Here is a 25,469-nt window from a genome sequence, read left to right as displayed (position 1 = left end):
GTGACTGAGATCGAGATCGGGCGCGGCAAGCGCGGCCGCCGGGCGTACGCCTTCGACGACATCGCCGTCGTCCCCAGCCGCCGTACGCGGGACCCGAAGGAGGTCTCGATCGCCTGGCAGATCGACGCCTACCGTTTCGAGCTGCCCTTCCTGGCCGCCCCCATGGACTCGGTCGTCTCCCCGGCCACCGCCATCCGCATCGGCGAGCTGGGCGGCCTCGGCGTTCTCAACCTCGAGGGCCTGTGGACCCGGCACGAGGACCCGCAGCCGCTGCTCGACGAGATCGTCGAGCTGGACGCGGAGACCGCGACCCGCCGCCTCCAGGAGATCTACGCGGCTCCCATCAAGGAGGAGCTGATCGGGCAGCGCATCAAGGAGGTGCGCGACTCGGGCGTGGTCACCGCGGCCGCGCTCTCCCCGCAGCGCACGGCCCAGTTCTCCAAGGCCGTCGTGGACGCGGGCGTGGACATCTTCGTCATCCGCGGCACGACCGTGTCGGCGGAGCACGTCTCCGGCTCGCACGAGCCGCTGAACCTGAAGCAGTTCATCTACGAGCTCGACGTGCCGGTGATCGTCGGCGGCTGCGCCACCTACACGGCTGCCCTGCACCTGATGCGCACGGGCGCGGCGGGCGTCCTGGTCGGCTTCGGCGGCGGCGCGGCACACACCACGCGCAACGTGCTGGGCATCCAGGTCCCGATGGCGACGGCGGTCGCGGACGTGGCGGCGGCCCGCCGTGACTACATGGACGAGTCCGGCGGCCGGTACGTGCACGTGATCGCGGACGGCGGCGTCGGCTGGTCCGGCGACCTGGCCAAGGCGATCGCCTGCGGCGCCGACTCGGTGATGATGGGCTCGCCGCTCGCGCGCGCGACCGACGCTCCGGGCCGTGGCCACCACTGGGGCATGGAGGCCGTCAACGAGGAACTGCCGCGCGGGCAGAAGGTCGACCTCGGCACGGTCGGCACCATCGAGGAGGTCCTCACGGGCCCGTCGCACACGCCGGACGGCTCGATGAACCTCTTCGGCGCCCTGCGCCGCGCCATGGCCACCACCGGCTACAGCGAGCTGAAGGAGTTCCAGCGCGTCGAGGTGACGGTCGCGGACTCGGTGCACCGGCGATAGGCGCTTTTCCGTAGGACGTCGGCAGGGGCCGGTCCACTCACTCGGGTGAGGTGGCCGGCCCTTTCGCATGCCCGGACGGGCCGGGGCGTGTGGCGTGGACTGGGGGCGCGCGGTTGCGTTCGGAGTGGAACCGGGCTGGTCAGAGGGGTCGTGGGCGATAGCGTCCGGGTCGGCGCCCCAGTTGTGTGGGGTGCCCCCTTCCAAGGACATGGTTCCGGACCCCGGCCCTCGGGGCCCGGCCCGAGTTCCTGAACGTGCCGTTCACCGGGTCATGGGCGGCGTCGTGGAAGGGGGCGCCCATGGGACGTCACCGCAAGCCCACCCGCTGGGACCGACTCCGTCTTCGGACGGTGCAGTGCCGGAGGAGGTGGATCTTGCGTCTTTTCGGATGGTGAGCGGCCGCCCCCAAACACACTAGGGGCGGACACTCGTGATCCATCCTGGAGCCTGCCGCAGTGACCGCTGCGGTGGGCTCCACCTGTTTCGGATGGCGTGCGGCCGCCCCCAAACACAGTAGGGGCGGACACTCGTGATCCATCCTGGAGCCTGCCGCAGTAGCCCCTGCGGTGGGCTCCTCCTGTTTTGTACGTTACCGGCGGGCCCTGCCGTACGCCACCAGCCCCCGGAGCCCGGGTCGGCCACGTGCGCCCCGTCTCACAACCGGTGCGCCGCCCCCGTTGGGGTGGCTCCCCGCGTGTCCAGCAGCAGTTGCGCCTTCACCGACAGGCCCTGGAGGTCGTACGTCCGGTGCTGCTGGAGGAGGATCGTCAGGTCGGCGTCGGCGGCGGCCTCGTAGAGGGAGTCGGCGCGCGGCACGGGGCGGTCCAGGACGCTCCACGACGGGACGTGCGGGTCGTTGTAGCTGACGGCGGCGCCGAGCTCCATCAGGCGGACCGCGATCTCGCGCGCGGGGGTGTTCTGCTGGTCGGCGAGGTCCGGCTTGTAGGTGACGCCGAGCAGCAGCACGCGCGCGCCCCGCGCCGACTTGCCGTGCTCGTTGAGGAGGGCGGCGGCGCGCTGGACGACGTAGCGGGGCATGCGGTGGTTGACCTGCTGGGCAAGTTCGACCAGGCGCAGCGGACTGCCGGCGTGGCCGGTGCGGTCCAGAGGGACGGAGTGGCCGCCGACACCGGGGCCGGGGCGAAAGGCCTCGAAGCCGAAGGGCTTGGTCTCCGCACAGCGGACGACGTCCCACAGGTCGACGCCCAGGTCGTGGCAGAGGACGGCCATCTCGTTGACCAGGGCGATGTTGACGTGCCGGAAGTTGGTCTCCAGGAGTTGCACGGTCTCGGCCTCCCGCAGGCCACGCGCGCGTACCACCTTGTCGGTGAGACGGCCGTAGAAGGCGGCGGCGGACTCGGTGCAGGCGGGGGTGAGGCCGCCGATGACCTTCGGGGTGCCGGCGGGGGTGAAGGCGCGGTTGCCGGGGTCGACCCGGCTGGGGGAGTAGGCGAGGTGGAAGTCGCGGCCCGCGCGCAGGCCCGACGTCTCCTCGAGGATCGGTCGCAGGAATTCCTCCGTGGCTCCGGGGTACACGGGCGACTCGAGGATCACGGTGGTGTGCGGGCGCAGGTGTCCGGCGAGGGTGCGGGCGGCCGTCTCCACCTGGCTCAGATCCAGGCCGCCGTCCGCGTCGCGCGGGGTCGGGGCGCAAATGACGGCGGTGCGCACCCGCCCCAGTTCGGCGGGGTTGGTGGCGGGCCGGAAGCCTCCCGAGAGCATCCTGCGCAGTTCGGCGGGGCTGAGGGAGCCGGCCTCCGGGCCGGTGCGGTAGCCGATGGTCGGGATGCCGGCCGCCACGGCGGCCTGGGCCACGGGCAGGCCGAACGGGCCGAGTCCGATGACGGCGAGATCTGCGGGCATGGCGTATGCCGTCCTTCCCAGTAACCGAGGTGGGACAGGTGCGCAAGCCCGGTGGACAAAGTGGGCGAGCGCAATGTCAGACTAGGAGTAAATATGACCGTTATGCGGGATTGATCGACTGTGTTGGCCGGTTGTGTCGGTCGACCGGCCCGGGCGGTGTGTCGACCGGCCGTGGCGGCTGTGACCGCCGTGTTTTCCGGCAGGCCGGCACAGGTTCCGTGGAAGTTGTCCACAGGCTGGGGGCGACTGGTGGCTGATGCCGGGCAACACGGTCAGAATTTGGGCATGGGGGATACGAACCGGATCTCGCCCTGAGGGTGCGGCCGGCGCTACCGACAGCGGGAGGCAGCGGTGAGGACAGCGACACTGGGGCCGGCACAGCGAGCCGAGTCACTGGCAGCCATGGCCGAGCGTGAGCTGGACGTGCTGGTGGTGGGAGCCGGAGTGGTCGGCGCGGGCGTCACCCTGGACGCCGTGACGCGCGGCCTGTCCACAGGACTGGTCGAGGCGCGCGACTGGGCGTCGGGCACGTCGAGCAGGTCCAGCAAGCTGATCCACGGTGGCCTGCGCTACCTGGAGATGCTCGACTTCGCACTCGTGCGGGAAGCGCTGAAGGAGCGCGGGCTGCTCCTGGAGCGGCTCGCACCCCATCTCGTGAAACCGGTGCCCTTCCTGTACCCGCTCCAGCACAAGGGCTGGGAACGGCTCTACGCCGGCTCGGGCGTCGCGCTCTACGACGCGATGTCCATGGCCCGCGGACACGGCCGCGGCCTGCCGACGCACCGCCACCTGACCCGTCGTCACGCCCTGCGCATCGCTCCGGCCTTGAGGAAGGACGCGCTGGTCGGCGCGTTGCAGTACTACGACGCCCAGATGGACGACGCCCGCTTCGTCGCCAACCTCGTGCGCACGGCCGTGGCCTACGGGGCCAAGGCGGCCAACCGTGCGCGGGTGACGGGTTTCCTGCGCGAGGGCGAACGTGTCGTGGGCGCGCGGGTGCAGGACGTCGAGGGGGGCGGGGAGTACGAGATCCGCGCCCGGCAGGTCGTCAACGCCACGGGCGTGTGGACCGACGACACCCAGGCGATGGTGGGGGAACGCGGGCAGTTCCACGTCCGGGCGTCCAAGGGCATCCACCTCGTCGTGCCGAGGGACCGCATCAGCTCCACCTCGGGGCTGATCCTGCGCACCGAGAAGTCCGTGCTGTTCGTCATCCCCTGGGGCCGGCACTGGATCGTCGGCACCACGGACACCGACTGGGACCTCGACAAGGCCCACCCGGCAGCCTCCAGCGCGGACATCGACTATCTGCTGGAGCATGTGAACTCGGTGCTGAGGGTTCCGCTGACCCGCGACGACGTCGAGGGCGTCTACGCCGGGCTGCGGCCGCTGCTGGCCGGCGAGTCCGACGCCACCAGCAAGCTGTCGCGCGAACACACCGTCGCGCATCCCGTGCCGGGACTGGTGGTCGTGGCGGGCGGCAAGTACACGACGTACCGGGTGATGGCGAAGGACGCGGTCGACGAGGCGGTGCGCGGCCTCGACCAGCGGGTCGCCGACTGCGTCACGGAGGATGTGCCGCTGATGGGCGCCGAGGGCTACCGGGCGCTGTGGAACGCGAGGGCGCGGATCGCCGCACGGACCGGCCTGCACGTGGTGCGGGTGGAGCATCTGCTGAACCGTTTCGGGGCGATGACCGAGGAGTTGCTGGACCTCATCGCCGCGGACCCGTCGCTGGGTGAGCCGCTCCAGGCCGCCGACGACTACCTGCGGGCCGAGATCGTCTACGCCGCCTCGCACGAGGGAGCCAGGCATCTGGACGACGTCCTGACGCGCCGTACCCGCATCTCCATCGAGACCTTCGACCGCGGCGCGCGCAGCGCCCGCGAGGCCGCCGAGCTGATGGCGCCGGTCCTCGGCTGGGACAAGGACCACATCGAGCGAGAGGTCCAGCACTACGAGAAGCGGGTGGAGGCCGAGCGGGAGTCCCAGCGTCAGCCCGACGACCTGACGGCGGACGCGGCCCGACTGGGAGCGCCCGACATCGTGTCCTTCTGACCCGCCCACCCGGACGGGCTCGCCTGCTTCACTCGAACGAGTGTCGCGAACTGGGATCTCCGTTCGGAACCGGCTCGTTCTACGGATTGCGAGGGCAGAACTCGGCGGCGAGCAGGGCCGGTTCGAGGCCGGGGTCTGCGATCGCCGTCGTGTTCACCCGAAAGGTGAGGACACGCCGGCCGTCGACGGTGGCCGCGGTGCGCACGTAGCTGCCGGCGATCCGGCCGTTGTGTCCCCAGACCGTGACGCCGCACGGGAGTCTCGCGGGGAACAGGCCCATGCCGTACGAGCCGTGTGCGGTACGGGTGTCGAGCATCTCGCGCAGCCGGCGCGGGGGCAGCAGTTCGCCGCCGAGCAGTGCCGCGTAGAAGCGGTCCAGGTCGGCGAGTGTGGTCACCAGCTCGCCCGCGGCCCCGGCCACCCGCGGGTCGAGTTCGGTGACGTCGGTCCCGTCCGTGCCGTAGGCGTGGCCGTGCGGGGAGGGGAGAGAGGTGCGGGAGCCCGGGAAGGAGGTGCCTGCCAGACGCAGGGGAGAGATGATCCTCCGCTCTGCCTCCGTGGCGTACGAGCGGCCGGTGACCTGCTCGACGACCAGGCCGAGCAGGACGTAGTTGGTGTTGGAGTAGGCGAAGCGGCCGCGGTCGGCCGGAGAGTGGGTGACAGCGATTCGTACGGCTTGGAGCGGAGTGAGCGGGACGGCGCCCCCGGTGTCCCGGGTGAAGTCGTACAGGCCGCTGGTGTGAGTGAGCAGGGAACGCAGGGTCAGCGCGCGCCCGTCGTTGCCCGCCCCGCGCACCAGGCCCGGCAGGTGCGACTCCACCGTGTCGGACAGCGACAACCGGTGCTCCGCGGCCAGTTGCAGCACCACGGTCGCCAGGAAGGTCTTCGTGATGCTGCCGGCCCGGAAGTGGTCGGACCGGGAGATGTCCGCACCCGCCTGTGTGTAGCGGGTGCCGGGCTCCTCACGGGCCAGCAGGGCGGCGGCGGGCGCCCTGCCCCGGGAGACGAGCAGCGGGAGAAGGGCATCCGTGGGCGGCACGGGGGCCGCCTGCGAGCCGGCCGCGAACAGGCCGAGGAGCGCGAGGGCCACGGGCACGGCCACCACGCTCCGAAGTGGCGCGATCACGGCTCCTCCTGGCTTCGCTCCTCCGCCGGCACGCTCATCATCCAGGGCGGGTCGCGCCCCCCTTCAGCCGGCATCTGCCTCTCGGACGGGGCTCGTGGGGCTCCTTGGCCTGAGCGTGCTGCACCTTCTGGCCGGAATGCTCCACTCCTGGGTGCGGTCGGGAGGGGATGAGGGGCACCCTGGGCGTCGGGCACTTGTCGGGTGAGGGACAATGAAGGCTCTGTCAGGGCGGGTTGCATGAGGGGACGCATGTCGGAGGCGGAGCGGGCGGGAGCATCCCGTCAGGACAAGAGCGCACGTCTCCTCGCCGGGCGGTACCGGCTGGGAGACGTACTCGGCCGCGGCGGCATGGGGACGGTGTGGCGCGCCGAGGACGAGACCCTCGGACGCACGGTCGCCGTCAAGGAGCTGCGGTTCCCGGGGAACATCGACGAGGACGAGAAGCGCCGGCTGATCACGCGGACGCTGCGCGAGGCCAAGGCCATCGCGCGGATCCGCAACAACAGCGCGGTGACGGTCTTCGACGTGGTCGAGGAGGACGACCGGCCGTGGATCGTGATGGAACTCGTCGAGGGCAAGTCGCTCGCCGAGGTCATCCGTGAGGACGGCGTGCTGGAGCCGAAGCGAGCGGCCGAGGTCGGGCTGGCGATTCTCGACGTGCTGCGTTCGGCGCACCGCGAGGGCATCCTGCACCGTGACGTGAAGCCGTCGAACGTGCTGATCGCCGAGGACGGCCGGGTCGTGCTCACCGACTTCGGCATCGCCCAGGTGGAGGGCGACCCGTCGATCACCTCCACCGGCATGCTCGTCGGCGCGCCCTCGTACATCTCCCCGGAGCGGGCCCGCGGTCACAAGCCGGGACCGGCGGCCGACCTGTGGTCGCTCGGCGGTCTGCTGTACGCGTCGGTCGAGGGTTCGCCCCCGTACGACAAGGGTTCGGCGATCGCCACGCTCACCGCGGTGATGACCGAACAGCTGGAGGAGCCGAAGAACGCGGGTCCGCTGAAGGACGTCATCTACGGCCTGCTCACCAAGGATCCCGTGCGTCGGCTCGACGACGCCGGTGCGCGGGCGATGCTCGACGCGGTGCTCCACGCGCCCGAGCCCCGGCACGCCGAGCCGACGGACGCGACGAAGGTCGTGCCGCTGCCCGTACTGCCGGACGCCTCGAACGGCAAGGGCAGTTCGGCGGGCGCGGAGGCGGGCGAGAAGCTGCGCGGCGCGTTCCGGTCCGTGCGCAAGGCCGCCGTCGCGGCTGGCGCCGCCACCTCGGCGGCCGCGGCCCGCGCCAAGTCGGCGAACGGGACGAGCGCTTCCGAATCCGTGAGTGCGGCCGAGGCCCGGCAGAGCGGGGCGCGGGAGGGTGGGGCGGCTCGGGGTACCGGGACCGCCGCTTCCGCCGCCCCGTCCGCTGCCGCGCCCGTGACCCCGGCCCCCCGGGCCACCACGGGATCGGCGTCGGCTCCGGCCCCGGCCGCCAGGTCGACGTCAAGGCCGGTGTCCGGCACGGCATCGGCGTCCGCGTCCGTTCCGGCGGCCCGTTCCGGTTCGGGTGAGGGGACAACGGGGACGGCTGCGGGGACGGGTGCCGGCTCGGGGACGGGTTCCGGTTCTGGTTCCGGTTCCGCCGTCGGCGGGGGTGCCGGGCGGAGTTCCGGGTGGCCCGTGATGACGCCGCCGGATCTGCCGCCGCGGCCCGTGCCCAGGGCACCGCTGACCGACGTGGTGCCCAGGCGGACGCTGCTGATCATCGCCGTGGTCGTGGTGCTCGCGGTGCTCGGCACCGTGCTGGCCCTCACCCTCGGCGGTGACGACGACACCGCCGGCGGCTCGAAGAGCGGCGGCGGTTCCCGGGCGGTGGCCAGCGCGAGCGCGAGCGCCGACACCAAGGAGGACGAGGACAGCGGGACCCGTGCGGGCGGGTCGTCCTCGCAGTCCGGCGCGTCGTCCGGTTCCGCGTCGGGCAACACCGCCGCGGCCGGGGGCGCCGGATCCGGCGTCACCGCGTCCGGGAACACCGACGTGGCGACGACGCACAAGGGCGGCCAGGGGTACTCGATCGGGTTGCCCGCGGGGTGGAAGTACCAGACCTCGGTCTCCGCGGGGGACCGTTTCACCGGGCCCGACGGACAGAAGCTGCTCGTCGCCTGGACGACCACGCCCAAGGGTGACCCCGTCGCCGACTGGAAGAACCAGGAGCGCTACATGACGCGCTCGCAGTACAAGAAGGTCCGAATAGAGCAGGCGGACTACCGCGGCTGGAACACGGCCGACTGGGAGTTCACCTACACGGACAGCGGGACGGCGTACCGCACCATCGACCGCGGGTTCGTCGTGAACGACGGTCTCGGGTACGCGTTGATGTACACGGCGAAGTCCGCCGCGTGGGGTACCGACCTGCGGCAGACCACCTGGGCCACGCTCGCGGACAGCTTCCAGCCCAAGAAGTAACAGCCGCCGAGCAGTCGCCATCAGTCGTCGAGCAGCTGCCGAGCGGTCGTCGGACCGTCGTCGGGCAGCCCGGTTCGGCGTCAGATCTGGCATCCCCTCTTTGCGGGTTGCCTCCGGCACGTATCGTGAGTGCTTGCGGACCGTACGCATCCAGCTGTACGGCCGGATACGGCGGTAACGGCCCGCGACGCGAACGGAATTGACCGACCGGGCGGCCGGGGGAGGCAACGTGGACGACTATGCGGGTCGGGTGCTCGTCGACCGCTACCGCCTGCCGTTGCCGCCCTCCGACGAGTTCGAACTCACCGAGACGCGGGCCTTCGACACCTACAGCGGGCAGGAAGTCCTGGTCCGACAGGTGCCGTTGCCGGAGGTCGTCGAGGCGGAGGTGCTCGACGCCGAGGGGTTGCCCGAGGGGTTCCAGGCGCGGGAGCGCGGCACACGGCGGCCGAGCACACGAGGCGCGGGTGAGGGGACGCGACGGCCCGCCGACCCCGTCGTACGGCGTGCGATGGAGGCGGCGCAGGCCACGGCGAGCATCCCCGACCATCCACGGCTCGACCAGGTCTTCGACGTGTTCGCCGAGGGCGGTTCGCTGTGGATAGTGAGTGAACTGGTTGCCGCGCGGCCGCTGTCGGCACTGCTCGCCGAGAAGCCCCTGACGCCGTACCGGGCGGCCGAGGTCGCCTCCGACGTGCTCATGGCACTGCGGGTGCTGCACGCACACGGCTGGGTGCACCGGAACATCACCGCGCGCACGGTCCTCGTCTGCGACGACGGGCGGGTCATGCTGACCGGCCTCGCGGTCGGCGCGGCGGAAGAGGCGCTGTGCGGATACGACCCGGTGCCGGCGGACGACGCGGCCGCGCAGGGCGCGAGCGGCGCGGCGGCCACGCAGGGCGCGGCGGGGCGTTTCGGTGGTTCCGCCGGGGCCGGGTCCGGCGGCGGGGCGGCCGACCCGGAGGCGGCTCGACGGGCTGCCATAGAGGCGCGGGGGTCCGGTGCGTTGCCGGTGCCGGCGGCCGAGCCGTCCGGTGGGGGCGGGGCCGTGGCCCGCAGGGCGCCCGTGGAGACCGGCGGAGACATTCGTGCCGCGCGCGCCGGGGCGATCGCCGCGTACCGCGCGGGAGCGCGAGCGGCGGCCCGGGTGCAGGAGGCCCAGGAGGCGCAGCAGAACGGACGGGCGGCCCTGCCCGGCGCCCGTACCCCGGCCGACGGCGGTCACGGGTCCTTGGGGGGCGATCCTCCGGGGCAGATCGCGGACCCGTACGGCGTCTCGGGTGCCCCGATGTCCGGACCGCCCGCGCCCGGGTACGGCCAGGGGCCGTCCGCCCACGTCCACACCGCCGGCCCCGGTCCGGGGGCGGGTCCCGTCGGCTCACCGCATGCCGCCGCTCCGGCGTCGCACGCTTCGCTCACGCCCGTCCCCGGCGCACAGATTCCGGTGCAGGGCCAGGGGCTTGGGCAGGTGCCGTCGGGTGAAGGGCGGGGCGGCGCCCGTTGGGGCGAGTCGGCGGCCGGGACGCCCGACAGCGTCGTCAGGCGGGGGCCGGCCACCGCGTTGGCCGCGGAGCGGGCACGTCAGGCGCGGATGGCCGTGGTCGGGCCGGTCACCGAACGGTGGGCGCCCGAGCAGGCCGGGCCGGTGCACGAGAACTGGCAGCTGGCCGCGCCGATCGGTCCCGCGACCGACCTGTGGGCGCTGGGCGCGCTGCTCTTCCGGGCCGTACAGGGGCACGCGCCCTACCCGGAGGAGTCGACGGCCGAGCTGGTGCAGATGGTGTGCGCCGAGCCGCCCGCCTTCGCCGAGGAGTGCGGACCGCTCAGGCCGGTCGTGGAGTCTCTGCTGCGCCAGGACCCCACCGAGCGCCTCGACTTCGAGGAGCTGCGGGGATGGCTGCGCTCGCTGGTGCGGTCCGCGCCGGAGCCGGAGGCGGGGACGTACGTCGTCGCAGCGCCGCCGACCGATCCGCGCCGGCTGCCGATCGTCCGCCGCAGGGGCGAGCTGGTGCGCAGACGGCGCGCCGGTCTGCCCGCGACACACGGGCGGCACAAGCGGGGCCGGCCGGAGACGAGCCGTTCGCCCCGCAGCCTGGGCCGGACCCTGCTGGTGCTGATCCTGCTCGTGCTGGCCGCGGCGATCGCGTACGCCCTGATGTTCATGCCGAAGTCGGGCGAGGAGGACGCGGCCGGTACGGACGGCTCCCAGCGGACCGGGGCCACCGGGGCGCCGGGCGGCCAGGCGCCCGAGGTGAGCAGTGCGCCCCGGCCCGACCAGACCGCGCCGGGCACCGGTTCCTCCGCGTCCTCCGCGTCCTCGGCGGCGGAGGCCACCGAGACGCAGACCGGGGGCGGGGCCGGGGCGGATGTCGCCGACGGCTTCACCGTCCGTGCGGACGAGGCCGGCTTCAAGGTCGCCGTGGCCAACGGCTGGAACCGCAAGGCGAAGAACGGACGCGGCCAGATCGTGTACGCGCACGGTGACTTCGAGCTGATCGTCGTCCCCGGACGTGACAGCGCGTCGTCGAACGGCAGCGACCCGATGGTCTACCAGCGGGAGAAGGAGAGCGAGCTCCAGCCGTACCGCGACTCCAGCTGGGCGACGGCCTCCGGGCTGCGTACGACGACGGTGGGCTCGCGGACCATGGCCGAGGGGCAGTTCACCTGGACCGACGGCGGCGGACAGGAACTGTACGTCCGCAACGTCGCGATCCTCATCTCGGGGCGGTACCACATCGTGCAGGTCAGAGGGCCGGAGGCCGAGCGGGACGAGGTCACCCGGCTGTTCGAGCAGGCATCGGCGACCTACCAGTACACCGGCTGAGCGCCCGCCGGGACGTGCCCGCCGCCGACCGGCGCCGTTCGGTTCCCGTCCGGTCGCAGAAGCGACAACCGTCACAGTGGTGTCTCCTTGGGACCCCGCCGGTTCCCCGGAAGCGGCCCGGTCTTTACGCTGAGCCTGTCAAGAGCATTGCGGGGCAACGTGAATCAGATGCAGGGCCTGCTCCTGGCGGGTCGCTACCGGCTCGCCGACGCCATCGGGAGCGGCGGTATGGGCCGGGTGTGGCGTGCGCACGACGAGCTGCTCCACCGGGCCGTCGCCATCAAGGAGTTGACGGCCGCGCTCTATGTCGCGGAGAGCGACCAGGCCGTCCTGCTGGCGCGGACCCGGGCCGAGGCCCGCGCGGCCGCGCGGATCAACCACTCCGCCGTGGTCACCGTGCACGACGTGCTCGAGCACGACGGCCGTCCGTGGATCGTGATGGAGCTGGTCGAGGGCCGCTCGCTGGCCGACGCCGTCAAGGAGGACGGGCGGGTGGAGCCCGCCGAGGCCGCCCGGATCGGGCTGTGGGTGCTGCGCGCCCTGCGCGCCGCGCACTCCGCCGGAGTCCTGCACCGTGACGTCAAGCCCGGGAACGTGCTCCTCTCCGACGACGGCCGTGTCCTCCTCACCGACTTCGGCATCGCACAGATCGAGGGCGACAGCACCATCACGCGGACCGGGGAGGTCGTCGGCTCGGTCGACTACCTGGCGCCCGAGCGGGTGCGCGGCCACGACCCCGGCCCGTCCTCCGACCTGTGGGCGCTGGGCGCGACGCTGTACACGGCGGTCGAGGGACGTTCGCCGTTCCGGCGTACCTCGCCACTGACGACCCTTCAGGCCGTCGTCGAGGAGGAGGCCGCCGACCCCCGGTACGCGGGCCCGCTCGGCCCGGTCATCACCGCCCTGCTGCGCAAGGACCCGGCCACCCGTCCCGACACCGCCGAGGCCGAGCAGCTCCTCGCCGAAGCGGCCGACGGACGACGCCCCAGCGGGGCACAGGCGTATGTGCCGACGCAGTTCGGGGGCCCCGACCGCGTCACGGGGGATCACCACTCCCAGCCGCACTCCCCGTCCCACCCCACGTCAGGCACCGCGTACGTCCCGCTCGGCCCGGAGGTGACGACGCCCGTACCCGGCCACCCCGTCACCGGGCCGACCGCCATGGGCCCGACCGCCATAGGACCGACGAACATCGGACCGGTCCCGGCCACGCCGCCGGCCACGCCGCCGACCCGGCCGCCGAGGCGCCGTCGTCTGCTCGCGCTCGTGGTCGTCTTCGCCGCGCTGGTCGGCGGGGGGACGGCGGTGGCATGGCAGAAGTGGGACGAAGGGCGGCAGAAGGACGCCGGGTCGGCGTCGACGTCGTCGACGTCCGCCTCACCGAGCCCGAGCACATCCGCCGGGACGAGCACCCCTGCCTCGGAGGGGACCGTACCCGAGTCCTGGCACGAGATCGACGACCCGCTGGGCTTCGGGCTCTCCCTGCCCGAGGGCTGGGAGCGCGTCGTGTACCAGGACGACGGCGACCTCAAGCAGGTCGACTACACGCCCGACGGCGGCGAGCACTTCGTCCGCATCGCCCTCGACGCGTCCCCCGACTTCAGCGACCCCTACGCGCATCAGGTCGACCTCGAACAGCAGCTGGATCGGCTGGTCGCCTACAACCGGGTCACCCTGGAGAAGAACGTCTACCGGGACCGGGCCGGCTCCAAGTGGGAGTACACCTGGACCGCGCTGGCGAAGGACACGGAGTTCCCCGGGCCGCGCCGCGCGATCGAGGAGACGTACATGGCCCGGGACGGCAGCGAGTACGTGATCTACATGTCCTCGCCGGCCGAGGACTGGGCCACGACGGCCAAGCAGTTCACATCCGTACTGCAGAACTGGCGCGAGCCGACCTCGTAGGGTTCCGGCCGGCGGGGCGCCGGTGGCCTGCTTTCGGCGGGTGAGTCCCGGTAGTTGGCCGGACGGCGCCCCGGAGGCGTGGCGTCCGGTGGGGCATGATGGGCCCATGGGGACCGAGGGGGGCCGGGACGGCGCACGGGTCATCGCGGGCCGTTACCGGCTGGACGCGAAGCTCGGGCGCGGGGGCATGGGGGTCGTGTGGGGCGCCACCGACCAGCTGCTGGGACGGCGTGTCGCCGTCAAGGAGCTGACCCAGGACGACACGCTCTCCGACGAGGAGGCGCGTGGCCGCCGCGACCGGACCCTGCGGGAGGCCCGCGCGGTGGCGCAGTTGAGCCACCCGCACATCATCGTCGTGCACGACGTCGTCGAGGACGGCGAACGCCCTTACATCGTCATGGAGCTGCTCGACGGCGGCTCGCTCGCCGACCGGATCGCCGCGCAGGGTCCGATCCAGCCGGACGAGGCGGCCCGGATCGGTATCGCCCTGCTCGGCGCTCTGCGCGCGGCGCACGCGGCGGGGGTCCTGCACCGGGACATCAAGCCCGCGAACGTCCTGCTCGAACGCGACAGTGATCGTGTCGTCCTCACCGATTTCGGCATCGCGCAGGTCGCGGGCGCCACCACGCTCACCGAGACCGGGTCGTTCGTCGGTTCGCCCGAGTACACCGCGCCGGAGCGGATGTCCGGGGCGCGAACCGGTGCGGAGTCCGACCTGTGGTCGCTGGGCGCGCTGCTGTGCACGGCGCTGAGCGGCGAATCCCCCTTCCGGCGCGACTCGTTGGGCGGCATCCTGCATGCCGTCGTCTTCGCCGAGATCCGGACCCCCGCGCAGGCGGCGCCGCTGCTGCCCGTCGTCCGGGGGCTGCTGGAGCGCGATCCGGACCGGAGACTGGGCGCCGCGGAGGCGGAGCGGCTGCTGCGCGCCTTTCTGGACACCGGGCGTACGCCGACGCCCGTGTCGACGGGCTATACGCCGACCCAGGCGAACCTGCCCCAGCCGGGCTGGGAGCCACCGACCCGGGAGCGCTCCACCCGGGGTGTGCTCGTGGCCGCGCTGCTGGTCGCCGCGATGGCGGGGGCGGGCGTGTCGGCGGCGGCGCTGCTGATGAACGGTGACGGCGACGGGGGCCGCACGCCGACGAGTTCGGCGCCGGGGCCCTCGGCGAGCGGTTCGACGAGCCACGGGCCGACCCCGACCGGGGCGGCTTCGGCCACCCGCTCCCCGTCCGGTTCCGGCACGCCCTCGCGGTCTTCCCGGCCCGCCGCGTCCACGGGCGGCTCCGCGTCGCCCGCCTCCGACGACCGTCCGGGCGCGCCCACCGCTCCCTCCGGGTACCGGGTGGCGGACGACCCCGCCGGGTTCGCGCTCGCCGTGCCGGAGGGCTTCACGCGGGTGCCACAGGGCGAGCGGGTGTTCTACATGTCCGCGGGACAGGTCTTCCGGCTCGGCATCAAGGTCGCCGACCCGCAACCCGGCGGCCCGCTCGCCGTGATGGAGCACGCGGCCGCCAAGGGCGCGGACACCAACCCGGGTTACCACGACGGCCGGGTCACCGAGACCAGTCACGGTGGCAGGGCCGCCGCCCTCTGGGAGTTCACCTGGAACGGCTTCAGCGCGGCGGAGGGGCCCCGGCACACGTACGACCTGTGCTGGGAGGAGGGCGGGCTGCTGTACGACGTGTGGGTGTCGGCGCCGGTCGGGAAGGTGCGGGAGGCGCGGGAGTACTTCGACGTCGCGGTCGACACGTTCACCGTATCGACCTAAACGGGAGATAAGGAACGTCACGCTCCTTATCTCCCGTTTAGGTCGACACGTTCACCGTATCGACCTAAACGGGAGATAAGGAACGTCACGCGTCACGGGTCTGTGACCGGTGCGCGCTGGCGGTGGATACCGGCCCGCCTGGCGCGATATTGATGGACCCATGAGTCACGACGGGGGCGCCGGCCGCGAGGCCGACGAGACGACGAGTTTTGTTCTGCAACCGCCCATACCCCAGCCGGCGAGGCCGCAGCCGCAACTGCATACGCAGCAGCCGCAATCGCATTTGCAGCAGGCGCAGCAGGCGCAGCAGCCGCAGCAGGCGCAGGCCGCGGTGCCCGCCCAGGTCGCGCCGCCGCACGAGCCGGGCGTGGGGCGGCTCATCGCGGGACGCTACCGGCTGCTCGCCAAGCTCGGACACGGCGGTATGGGCACGGTGTGGCGAGCCAAGGACGAGACGGTGGACCGCGAGGTCGCCGTCAAGGAGCCCCGCGTACCGGACCACCTTTCCGAACGCGAACAGGCCAATGTGTTCGAGCGGATGCGCCGTGAGGCGCGGGCCGCGGCCCGCCTGGACCATCCGGCCGTCGTCAACGTGCACGACGTGGCGGTCGTCGACGGCCGGCCGTGGATCGTGATGGAGCTGGTCCACGGACGCTCGCTCGGCGACGCCCTCCAGGAGGGCACGCTCAGCGCGCGCGAGGCGGCCCGGATCGGCCTGGAGGTGCTCGGCGCGCTGGAGGCCGCGCACGCGGCGGGCATTCTGCACCGGGACGTGAAGCCGGACAACATCCTGCTCGGCCGCCACGACCGCATCGTCCTCACGGACTTCGGCATCGCCCAGATCGAGGGCGAGACGAACCTGACCGACACCGGCGGCATCGTCGGCTCGCCCGAGTACATCGCCCCCGAGCGGGTGCTGGGCCAGCGCCCCGGCCCGGCCGCCGACCTGTGGTCCCTCGGCGTGGTGCTGTACGCGGCGACGGAGGGCGTCTCGCCGTTCCGCCGCAGCAACACCCCGGCCACGCTCCAGTCCGTCCTCAACGCGGTGCCCGCACCGCCCGCCGCCGCTCAGGGGCCGCTCGCCGAGGCCGTCGACGGTCTGCTGGAGAAGGACCCGGCGCGCCGCCCGCCCGCCGCGCGGGTGCGGGCCCTGCTGGAGGCCGCCGCGAACCCGCCCGCCTCCCTGCCCACGCAGGTCGTGCGGCAGGCGGAGGTCCCGCGCGCCCGACGCCGGTTCGGCCGGACGGCGTGGACGGGGCTCGGCGCGGTGGTCGTGGCGGCGGCGGTGGCGGTGTACCTGGTGATCGCCGACCCGTTCGCGGGGCCGCTGCCGGACGACTGGAAGACGAAGCACGAGAAGGAGGTCACCGCGACGCTGGCGGTGCCCGACACCTACGTGCGCGGCGTGCCCGGGAAGAACGCCCCCGCCGACGATCACTGGGTCAGCTACACCGACCCGAGCGGCGCGATCTCGGTCGTCCTGCTGGTGAGCCGTAAGTCGGAGGACACCGGCCACGAGCTCAAGGCGTCCGCGGCCGCCGAGATGTACGCCGACGACGGGGACTTCAAGGAGTCCGGCAGCTACGAGCTCGACATGCCGAAGGGGCCGAGGACCCGGACCGACGACAACATGACCTTCCATGACCGGAAGGCGGCCGGGAACACGGTCTTCTACACCACCGACGACAGCCAGGAACCCGCCCCGCGCGAGCTCAGGATCCTGTACTACAGGTCCACCGGTGGCGACATGTACAAACTGATGATCGGTTACCCGGGCAAGGGCGACTTCACCGAGCGCGGCCAGGAGGTGGCCCGCACCGCGATCGCCAACCTGAAGATCGACAAGCTCTAGACGAATGAGTCCGAGGCATGTTGTTGCGGTCAGTGATCGTAGGCGGTCAGTGACCGCTTGATCGGCGGTCATTTCGCAGGGCCTGGATGAGCCGGGGATACCGGGATCAGGTTCGGTACTACCTGCCAGCCGTTGACGATCCACGCCAGCCGCCAGTACCGGTCCACCCTGGGATCGTGCGCCTCCTCGAACTGCTGCGCCATCCAGTCCCGGAATTCCGTGTCAGGGGTGCGCGCGAACAGTCACTGGAGACTCAAGGCCATTCCCCAGCCGGGCCCCGACCCAGACGCGAGGTCGAGCAGTGCTAGACCGCCTGCGCGCGGTAGCGCCCCGGTGTCGTTCCGAACTCCCGGCTGAAGGCGTGGGACAGGGCGTACGGGCTGCCGTACCCCGTCTCCCGGGCGACCGCGGCCAGTGGCGCGTCCGTGTCGCGGAGCCGGGCCGCGGCGAGCGTCAGGCGCCACCAGGTGAGGTACGCCATCGGCGGACGGCCGACCAGCGCTGTGAAGCGGCGCGCCAGCGTCGCCCGGGAGACGCCCGCCCGGGCCGCCAGGCTGTCGTTGGTCCAGGGCGCGGCCGGCTCGGCGTGCAGGGCACGCAGCGCGGACGTGGCCACGGGGTCGCTCAGGACGGCCGGCCAGACGCCCGTAGCCGCCCGTGCCAGCCACGCCCGGACCATGTACACGAGCAGCAGGTCGAGGAGGCTGGGCAGGGCCAGGGAGGCACCCGGGCGGCGGTCGTCGAGCTCGTCCGCCAGCAGGGCCACCGCGGCGCGGAGTTCGGCGGGCCGGTCGGCCCGGTTCGCCAGGTGCGCCACCTGGGGCAGCTCCGCCAGCAGCGGGTGGGTACGACTGCGGTCCAGGCGGTACTTGCCGCAGAGCAGTTCCACGCCACCGACGCCACTCACACCACCCACATCACTCACGGCGTCCCCCGGTCCGGCCTCCTCGAAGGGCGTCGCCCGAGCCGCCGTCGCCGCGTCCACCGGCCCGTCGGCCAGCACGTGCCCCGCGCCGTGCGGCAGCAGGACGACGTCCCCCGGACCGAGCGGGATGCCCGTACCGCCCTCCGGCAGCAGCCAGCAGTCGCCCGCCAGCACGACATGGAACCCGGCGCCCTCGTAGGCGGCGATCCGCGTGCACCAACTCCCGCTCACCCGCAGCCGGTTGGAATGCGGCCTGCCGGTGCGCACGGAGGAGATCGCGTCGCTCACCACGTCCATGGGACGAGAGTACGTGAGGCGCACGCGTATCCGGCTGAGCGGTTCGGGCATCGAAACGCTCAGCGGTGCCTTCCTAGGCTTCCGGGCATGACCGAAGAACACGTGCAGAGTTTCACGATCGGGGACGTCGAGATCCTCCGGGTCGTCGAGTGGCAGTCCCTCTTCGTGCCCGCCCCCGACCTCGTCCCCGGCTGCGGCCCCGAGGTGTGGCAGGAGCACCGGGAACAGCTGGCCCCGGACCACTGGGATCCCGGCAGCGACCGGGTGATGACGGCGCTTCAGACCTGGGTGGTGCGCAGCGGCGGACGGACGGTCCTCGTCGACACCGGGGTCGGCAACGGTCGGGAGCGACCCGGCTTTCCGCACTTCCACCGGCGGGAGGGCGACCTCCCGGGACGGCTGGCGCGGGCAGGCGTGCGTCCGCAGGACGTCGACGTCGTGGTCAACACCCATATCCACGCCGACCACGTCGGCTGGAACACCCTCGACGTCGAGGGGGAGTGGGTGCCGGCCTTTCCCCGTGCCCGCTACCTCCTCCCGGCCGCCGACGACGCCCACTTCGGGCCCGCGGGCGGCTACGGCGGCGGTGTGCGGGAGGACGACCGCCTCGTCTACGAGGACAGCGTCGCTCCCGTGCACCGGGCCGGGCAGGCCGTGCTCTGGGACGGGGAGCACCGCGTCGACGAGCACCTCACCCTGGAGTCGGCCCCCGGCCACACCCCGGGTTCGTCCGTGCTGCGGGTCGCCTCGCGCGGTGAACGTGCCGTGTTCGTCGGGGACCTGCTGCACAGCCCGGTGCAGGTGCTGCGCCCCGAGTGCAGCAGCTGCTTCTGCCTCGACCCCGCCCAGGCGGCGGCGAGCCGCGCCCGCGTGCTCGAACGGGCGGCGGAGCGGAAGGAGCTGGTGATTCCCGCGCACTTCGCCGGATCGGGTGCGGTGGAGGTGCGTCGGCGGGAAACGGGACGGTTCGCCCTGGGCAGGTGAGGGGGACGGGGATCGTTGTAGTCATGGAGGCATGCGCAGACCGCCGCCGAGGGCGGGCTCCCCCGGATGGCCAGGGTGCAGCCGTGTCGGAGGAGGCGCGCGGCCGCTCGTACAGCGGTGAACGACCCGGCGCAACGTCCTGATCAGCACGTTTGTTGCCAGTGAACGCTGGCGCCGTGTGTGCGGTCGGTGAAACCGTATTACCGGCGGGTACCCAAAGTCTTCCCCACGTCATACCCTGCGCCTCATGACGGACTCGCAGGCCCCGGAAAAGACCGGCACCGAGATCAGTGGGCAGACCACGACCGGTACCAACCCCCTCGCTCCCGCGCCCACCGGCGTCCGTACCGCCGCAGACGTGGTCACCCCGGAGCTGGTGGCCCAGCTCACCAAGGGCGTGACCGGCTCCGGCCGTACGGCCAACCACACGCCGTTCACCGGCGGGAAACTGGCCGACCTGCCCGAGTCCACACCCGACGACGTACTGAAGGCCTTCGAGGCGGCCCGCAAGGCGCAGGCGGTGTGGGAGCGGACGCCCGTGCGGGAGCGTGCCGCCGTCCTGCTCCGCTTCCACGACCTGGTGCTGGAGCGCCAGGCCGAGGTCCTCGACCTGATCCAGCTGGAGACCGGCAAGGCCCGTCTGCACGCCCACGAGGAGGTGCAGGCGGTGGCCGTCGCCGCCCGGCACTACGGCCGCAAGGCCCCCGCCTACCTCCGTCCCAAGCGGCACGCGGGTGCCATGCCGACGCTGACGAAGGTCACCGAACTGCGTCATCCGCGCGGAGTCGTGGGCCAGATAGCCCCCTGGAACTACCCGCTGGAACTGTCGGTGGGCGACGCGCTGCCGGCTTTCGTGGCGGGCAACGCGGTCGTGATGAAGCCGGACACGGAGACCTGCCTGACCGCCCTCTGGGCCCGTGACCTGCTCGTCGAGGCCGGTCTGCCCGCCGAGGTCTTCCAGGTCGTCCTCGGTGAGGGCCCCGTCATCGGCCCCGAGGTCGTCCGGCACGCCGACTACGTCTCCTTCACCGGCTCCACCCGCACCGGCCGCGAGGTCGCCCAGGGTGCCGCCGCCCGGCTCGTCGGCGTCTCCCTCGAGCTCGGCGGCAAGAACGCCATGCTGGTGCTCGAGGACGCCGACATCGAGAAGGCCGCGGCCGGCGCCGTCCGCGCCTGCTTCTCCTCGGCGGGCCAGCTCTGCATCTCCATCGAGCGGCTGTACGTCCACGAGTCGATCGCGGACGCCTTCCTCGAGCGCTTCGCCGCCCGCACCAGGGCCATGCGCCTGGGCACCTCCCTGGCCTACGGCGCCGACATGGGCTCCCTGGTGGGCGAGCGCCAGCTGGAGACGGTGACCCGGCACGTGGAGGAAGCCGTCGCCAAGGGCGCCAAGGTCGTCGCCGGCGGGGTCGCCCGCCCGGACGTCGGCCCGTACTTCTTCGAGCCGACGATCCTGGACGGGGTGACGGAACCCATGTCCGTATGCGCCGAGGAGACCTTCGGCCCGGTCGTCTCGATCTACCGCTTCAAGACCGAGGACGAGGCCGTCGAGCTCGCCAACTCCACGCCGTACGGACTGAACTCGTCGGTCTGGACGAAGGACGGCCGCCGCGGCCGGGAGGTCGCCTCCCGGGTGCGGGCCGGCACGGTGAACGTCAACGAGGGCTACGCCTCGGCCTACGGCAGCGTCCAGTCCCCGATGGGCGGCATGAAGGACTCAGGTCTCGGCCGCCGCCACGGCTCGGAGGGCATCCTCAAGTACACCGAGGCCCAGACGGTGGCCCAGCAGCGCCTGCTGCCGATGGCGCCGGCGCTGGGCATGAACGACGAGAAGTACGCGGAGTTCATGAGCCGGAGCCTGAAGGTGATGAAGGCACTCCGGCTCAGGTAGCCGACCCAGGGGCGCGGGGCCGTGCCCGACACGCGGCTCCGCCGCGTGGGCGCGACCAGCCACCACCGGCCCGCACGCACACTCGACGAGGAGACCCCCGTGCCCCAGGACGCCCACGCCCAGGCCCAGGACCGAAACCGGGCCGACGCGTACGAATACGACTACGACGTCATCGTCGTCGGTTCGGGTTTCGGCGGCTCGGTCACCGCTCTGCGCCTGACGGAGAAGGGCTACCGCGTAGGCGTCCTGGAGGCGGGCCGCCGCTTCACCCGGGAGACGCTGCCCAAAAACTCCTGGGATCTGAAGAACTACCTCTGGGCCCCCAGGCTCGGCATGTACGGCATCCAGCGCATCCATCTGCTGGGCAACGTCATGGTGCTGGCCGGCGCGGGCGTGGGCGGCGGCTCCCTCAACTACGCCAACACCCTCTACGTCCCGCCGAAGCCCTTCTTCGACGACCCCCAGTGGCGGGACATCACCGACTGGCAGGAGGAGCTGAAGCCGTACTACGACCAGGCGCGGCGCATGCTCGGCGTACGGCTCAACCCGACGACGACTCCCTCCGACGTGCACCTGAAGGCGGCGGCCGAGCGGATGGGCGTCGGCGACACGTTCCACATGGCGCCGGTCGGCGTGTTCTTCGGTGACGGCGAGGACGCCGACGGGACGGCGAAGGCGAAGCCCGGGGAGCAGGTCGCCGACCCCTACTTCGGGGGCGCGGGCCCGGCCCGCAAGGCCTGCACCGAGTGCGGCGAGTGCATGACCGGCTGCCGGCACGGCGCGAAGAACACCCTCAACGAGAACTACCTCCACCTCGCCGAGAAGGCGGGCGCGGTCGTGCACCCGCTGACGACGGTCGTGTCGGTCACGGACGACTCGCAGGGCGGCTACGCGGTCGCCACCCTCCCCACCGACGACCGCCGCAAGGCGAAGGGCCGGGTCTTCAAGGCCCGCCGAGTGGTCCTCGCCGCGGGCACCTACGGCACCCAGACGCTGCTGCACCGCATGAAGGCCAACCGCCAGCTCCCCTACCTGTCGGACCGGTTGGGCGAGCTGACCCGCACCAACTCGGAGGCGCTGGTCGGCGCGCAGACCGACGACCGCCGCTACGCCAAGGTGACCGGCGCCGCGAAGGTGGACTTCACCCGCGGAGTCGCCATCACCTCCTCCATCCACCCGGACGACAGCACGCACATCGAGCCGGTCCGCTACGGCAAGGGCTCCAACTCGATGGGTGGCCTGTCGATCCTGCAGGTGCCGTACGCGGAGGGCTCGTCGAGGGTCGCCGGCTGGCTGACGAACGCGGCCCGCCACCCCCTCCTCGTGCTGCGCTCGCTCTCCAACCGCCGCTGGTCGGAGCGGACCATCATCGGGCTGGTGATGCAGTCCCTGGACAACTCGCTGACGACGTATCTGAAGCCGGCGGGAGTGGGCCGGGGCCTGCTGACGGCGCGGCAGGGGCACGGCGCCCCCAACCCCAAGCAGATCAGGGCCGCTTCCGAGGCCGCCTCCGCGATCGCCGCCGACATCAACGGCTTCGCCGGTTCCAACGTGGGCGAGCTGATGGGCACCCCGCTCACGGCGCACTTCCTCGGCGGCTGTCCGATCGGCGACTCGCGCGAGACGGGCGTGATCGACCCCTATCACCGCCTCTACGGCCACCCGGGCATCTCGGTCGTCGACGGCGCCGCCGTCTCGGCGAACCTGGGTGTGAACCCGTCGCTCACCATCACCGCCCAGGCCGAGCGCGCGATGTCGTTCTGGCCGAACAAGGGCGAGACGGACCCGCGTCCGACGCAGGGCGCGGCGTACGAGCGGCTGAAGCCGGTCGAGCCCGTCAGCCCGGTGGTGCCGGCGGAGGCGTTCGGCGCGCTGCGCCTGCCGTTCCTGGGGATGCCGACGGTCCCGCCCAGGAAGTAGGCGGGCGATCCCTCCCGGGGCCAGACCGGCGCTTCCTGCCCGGCAACAGGCGAAGGGACCTGTGCCCCTCCGAGCGCAGATCCAACAGCAGATCCAACAAGCGAAGGGACCTGCGCCCCCCTCCGAGCGCAGGTCCCTTCGCTGGTCTTGTCACGCGTTACGCGTGCGCGCCGACCTTGCGGCGGCGGACCGCGAACACCGCGCCGGCGCCGGCCACCACGGCGACCCCGCCGACCAGTCCGATCACCGGCAGCGCCGAGTTCGAACCGGTGGAGGCGAGGCTGCCGCTGATCGGCTTGGCGCCGCCCTGGGCCTTGGCGCCGTCGGTGGGCTTGTCACCGTTCGGCTTGGCGTCGTCGGCACCGTCCGCGTCACTGCCGGCGGCGAGGATCTCGACGTCGTAGTAGTCACCGTTGAGGTGGCAGTCGGAGTCGTCGCCCACGTACAGGGCGTCGCTCAGCGCCAACGCGGAGCCCGCCGGGGCCGACGCCTTGACCTTCACGCGGAGGTCGAGGGTGGCGGAGGAGTCCTTCTCCAGCTCATCGAGCTGGGCCAGGAAGGAACCCGTGATGTTGACCGTCTTGCCGTGCTCGTCCTCGTAGGAGTCCTGGTAGGCGTTGGTCCACTTACCGTCCTCCTTGACCTGGATGACCGCGAGGCCCTCGGAGAGCCAGGCGTCCGTGTCGTCGGCGTAGTCCAGGAACATGGCCATGTACACGTGCTTGAAGTCGACGTCGGAGTTGTTCCCGACCTCGTACGAGAAGTCGTGCCAGCCGGAACCGGCGACGATCTTGCTGGGCAGGCCCTTGACCTCGGCCGTGATGTTCTCGTCCAGGTCGAAGGTCTTGCAGTCCGTGTTCGGGTCGAACCCGTCCTCGCTCTCGCTGGCCGACGGGCTCGCGGAGGTCTTGCCCGAGTCGGACGCGGACGGCGACGAGCTGCCGGACGGGGAGCCGGAGGCGCTTGAGCTCTGCGACCCGGACGCCGACGGCGACGAGGTGTCGGACTCCGAGGCGGAGGCGGACGCGCTCGAGTCGCTCGAACCGGACGGGGAGGCGGAGGTGTCGTCCGACACGGACGAGCCGGCGGACGGCGAGCCGCTCTCCTCCGCGAAGGCGGCGGGCGCGGACAGCAGGGCCAGCGGCACCATGGCGGCCGTCGCGGCGGCGGTGACGAGTGTGCGGCGAAGCTTCATGAAGACCTCGGTGGATCCGGTGGGGAGGAGGCCTTCCGCATGGGGGTGTGGGAGTGGGCCTTGGTTCGCTAGGTGTGACCGGTGATGGCGGGGAACAGTTGTGCCCAGCTCACACAATCTTTATGTGGCTCGCATCACACCTGTCACACCAGCCGCACCGGGCACACACGCTGGAACCCGTCACACCAGCCGCACCGGGCACACACGCTGGAACCCGTCACACCAGCCGCACCCGGCACATCCACTGGACTTCGTCACACCAGCCGCCCCCGACCAGCCACTGGCACCCGTCACGCCAGTCGCACCCACTGGCACCCGTCACGCCAGTCGCATTCGGCACACCCACCGGCGCCCCGTCACACCGTTCGACGCCCGCCACCCACGGGCACCCGTCCCGCCCACCGACGCCCGTCGCGCCCATCGATACCGAGGCGGGCGTTCGCCGTGCATGACGAAGGGCCTCGCGGGACGGATCCGCGAGGCCCTTCTCTATCGTCAGCACCGGCGTCAGGGCAGCGCCGGTGCCTGGGAGCGGCGCCGGGGGGTCGCGCCGCTGGCCTGGACCTTTGGCAGTGGGGGCAACGCGTAAGGCGCTTGCCCGGAGGGGTACTTGGTGCTGTTCGGGGCTTTCTACGCATCGTGCTGGATGAGCGCGGCGCCCGCAACCGTTTGACCCAGCCCTTGTGCATTTTTGCATTTTTCGCCGGTCGGCTCGGCCCCGGGCGTCCCCGAGGCCGGCCGTTCTCTTGGTGACCGGGCTGCTGTCCCCTGCCGTCCGGTCACTTGTCCGGAGCGAGGTCCCACGGCACACGGCACGATCCGTACGCCTCATCGCTCCAGCGAGCCACGCGTGGTTGATCCGGGCCCGCCCCTGGCTGGAACGGACACGGGGACCAACGAGGCCGTCCGGGAGGCGGTCACGCGCCGTACGGGTGAGAAGGGGGCCGAACTGACGCCCGACCTCAGACGCGGCCCCGGCACAGTTCGAGCAGCGTCATCGCCAGAGACGTACCGGGCTTGCCGAGGGCGTCCCTGTAGTGGCCGAGGACCTCCATCTCGCGGGAGAGGTTCACGCGCCGGCCGCCGGAGGTCATCCGCGCTTCCTGGATGACGGCCGAGACGGCCATCCGTTCCTGGATCAGACCGATGATCCGGTCGTCGAGCGCGTCGATGCGCTCACGGGCGCCGGTGATCACGTCGGCGGCCTCGGGGGTACGGGCGCCGGTCACGTCGATGGCGGTCATGGGGGCTCCTGTGGTGAGTACGGGTGCCCCGGAGCGGAAGA

15 protein-coding genes are annotated in these 25,469 nt (G+C 72.2%); 10 read left to right on the top strand and 5 right to left on the bottom strand.

All coding sequences use genetic code 11. The annotated features are described in order from the left end of the window. On the top strand, nucleotides 1–1,125 hold the full coding sequence (locus tag ACIPFH_RS11105) for a GuaB3 family IMP dehydrogenase-related protein (RefSeq protein WP_020132149.1): 1,125 nt from the start codon (nucleotides 1–3) through the stop codon (nucleotides 1,123–1,125). Between the two features lie 654 nt (nucleotides 1,126–1,779). On the opposite strand, the gene ACIPFH_RS11100 is transcribed toward ACIPFH_RS11105, so the two are convergent. After that, a complete protein-coding gene (locus tag ACIPFH_RS11100; RefSeq protein ID WP_401825006.1) occupies nucleotides 1,780–2,988 on the bottom strand; it encodes a nucleotide sugar dehydrogenase in 1,209 nt (402 codons plus the stop codon). Nucleotides 2,989–3,339: 351 nt separating this feature from the next. Between ACIPFH_RS11100 and ACIPFH_RS11095 the strand changes: the two genes are divergently transcribed. After that, nucleotides 3,340–5,046 (top strand): glycerol-3-phosphate dehydrogenase/oxidase, encoded by a 1,707-nt coding sequence (locus ACIPFH_RS11095; protein WP_401825004.1) that lies wholly within the window; start codon nucleotides 3,340–3,342, stop codon nucleotides 5,044–5,046. A gap of 79 nt (nucleotides 5,047–5,125) precedes the next feature. Here the strand turns inward: ACIPFH_RS11095 and ACIPFH_RS11090 are convergent, their stop codons facing one another. Beyond that, nucleotides 5,126–6,169, bottom strand: a complete 1,044-nt coding sequence (locus ACIPFH_RS11090) for a serine hydrolase domain-containing protein (RefSeq protein WP_401825162.1) — start codon at nucleotides 6,167–6,169, stop codon at nucleotides 5,126–5,128. 252 nt (nucleotides 6,170–6,421) lie between these two features. Here ACIPFH_RS11090 and ACIPFH_RS11085 point away from each other — a divergent pair, with 252 nt between their 5' ends. The 5 genes from ACIPFH_RS11085 to ACIPFH_RS11065 all read left to right on the top strand — a co-directional run bounded on the left by ACIPFH_RS11085 (nucleotide 6,422) and on the right by ACIPFH_RS11065 (nucleotide 16,972). Then, on the top strand, nucleotides 6,422–8,623 hold the full coding sequence (locus tag ACIPFH_RS11085) for a serine/threonine-protein kinase (RefSeq protein WP_401825160.1): 2,202 nt from the start codon (nucleotides 6,422–6,424) through the stop codon (nucleotides 8,621–8,623). A gap of 229 nt (nucleotides 8,624–8,852) precedes the next feature. Then, nucleotides 8,853–11,447 carry a protein kinase gene (locus ACIPFH_RS11080; protein WP_401825003.1) on the top strand — a complete coding sequence of 865 codons (2,595 nt, stop codon included), beginning with the start codon at nucleotides 8,853–8,855 and terminating at the stop codon, nucleotides 11,445–11,447. Nucleotides 11,448–11,615: 168 nt separating this feature from the next. Beyond that, on the top strand, nucleotides 11,616–13,352 hold the full coding sequence (locus ACIPFH_RS11075; RefSeq protein ID WP_401825001.1) for a serine/threonine-protein kinase: 1,737 nt from the start codon (nucleotides 11,616–11,618) through the stop codon (nucleotides 13,350–13,352). A gap of 106 nt (nucleotides 13,353–13,458) precedes the next feature. Continuing rightward, nucleotides 13,459–15,120, top strand: a complete 1,662-nt coding sequence (locus ACIPFH_RS11070) for a protein kinase (protein WP_401824999.1) — start codon at nucleotides 13,459–13,461, stop codon at nucleotides 15,118–15,120. 160 nt (nucleotides 15,121–15,280) lie between these two features. Next, nucleotides 15,281–16,972, top strand: a complete 1,692-nt coding sequence (locus ACIPFH_RS11065) for a serine/threonine-protein kinase (protein WP_401824998.1) — start codon at nucleotides 15,281–15,283, stop codon at nucleotides 16,970–16,972. Nucleotides 16,973–17,276: 304 nt separating this feature from the next. Here ACIPFH_RS11065 and ACIPFH_RS11060 read toward each other — a convergent pair whose 3' ends face one another. Then, nucleotides 17,277–18,194, bottom strand: coding sequence for an AraC family transcriptional regulator (locus ACIPFH_RS11060; RefSeq protein WP_401824996.1), 918 nt, complete (start codon nucleotides 18,192–18,194; stop codon nucleotides 17,277–17,279). A gap of 87 nt (nucleotides 18,195–18,281) precedes the next feature. Here ACIPFH_RS11060 and ACIPFH_RS11055 point away from each other — a divergent pair, with 87 nt between their 5' ends. The 3 genes from ACIPFH_RS11055 (at nucleotide 18,282) to ACIPFH_RS11045 (ending at nucleotide 22,989) form a co-directional block, all read left to right on the top strand. Then, entirely contained in the window at nucleotides 18,282–19,178 is an 897-nt protein-coding gene (locus ACIPFH_RS11055; RefSeq protein ID WP_401824994.1) for an MBL fold metallo-hydrolase, read from the top strand. Nucleotides 19,179–19,425: 247 nt separating this feature from the next. Further along, nucleotides 19,426–21,069 (top strand): succinic semialdehyde dehydrogenase, encoded by a 1,644-nt coding sequence (locus ACIPFH_RS11050; protein ID WP_356257805.1) that lies wholly within the window; start codon nucleotides 19,426–19,428, stop codon nucleotides 21,067–21,069. A 99-nt stretch (nucleotides 21,070–21,168) separates the two neighbouring features. Further along, entirely contained in the window at nucleotides 21,169–22,989 is a 1,821-nt protein-coding gene (locus ACIPFH_RS11045) for a GMC family oxidoreductase N-terminal domain-containing protein (protein ID WP_401825159.1), read from the top strand. A gap of 157 nt (nucleotides 22,990–23,146) precedes the next feature. Here the strand turns inward: ACIPFH_RS11045 and ACIPFH_RS11040 are convergent, their stop codons facing one another. Then, entirely contained in the window at nucleotides 23,147–24,184 is a 1,038-nt protein-coding gene (locus tag ACIPFH_RS11040) for an LPXTG cell wall anchor domain-containing protein (RefSeq protein ID WP_359129075.1), read from the bottom strand. Between the two features lie 962 nt (nucleotides 24,185–25,146). Next, complete coding sequence (locus ACIPFH_RS11035) at nucleotides 25,147–25,428, bottom strand: chorismate mutase (RefSeq protein ID WP_401824991.1); 282 nt, start codon at nucleotides 25,426–25,428, stop codon at nucleotides 25,147–25,149. Nucleotides 25,429–25,469 lie beyond the last annotated feature (41 nt).

Source organism: Streptomyces sp. NPDC088157, from assembly GCF_044741545.1.
Classification (GTDB): Bacteria; Actinomycetota; Actinomycetes; order Streptomycetales; family Streptomycetaceae; genus Streptomyces.
Note: the sequence above shows the minus strand (reverse complement) of the source record. Positions and strands in the feature narration are given on the sequence as shown.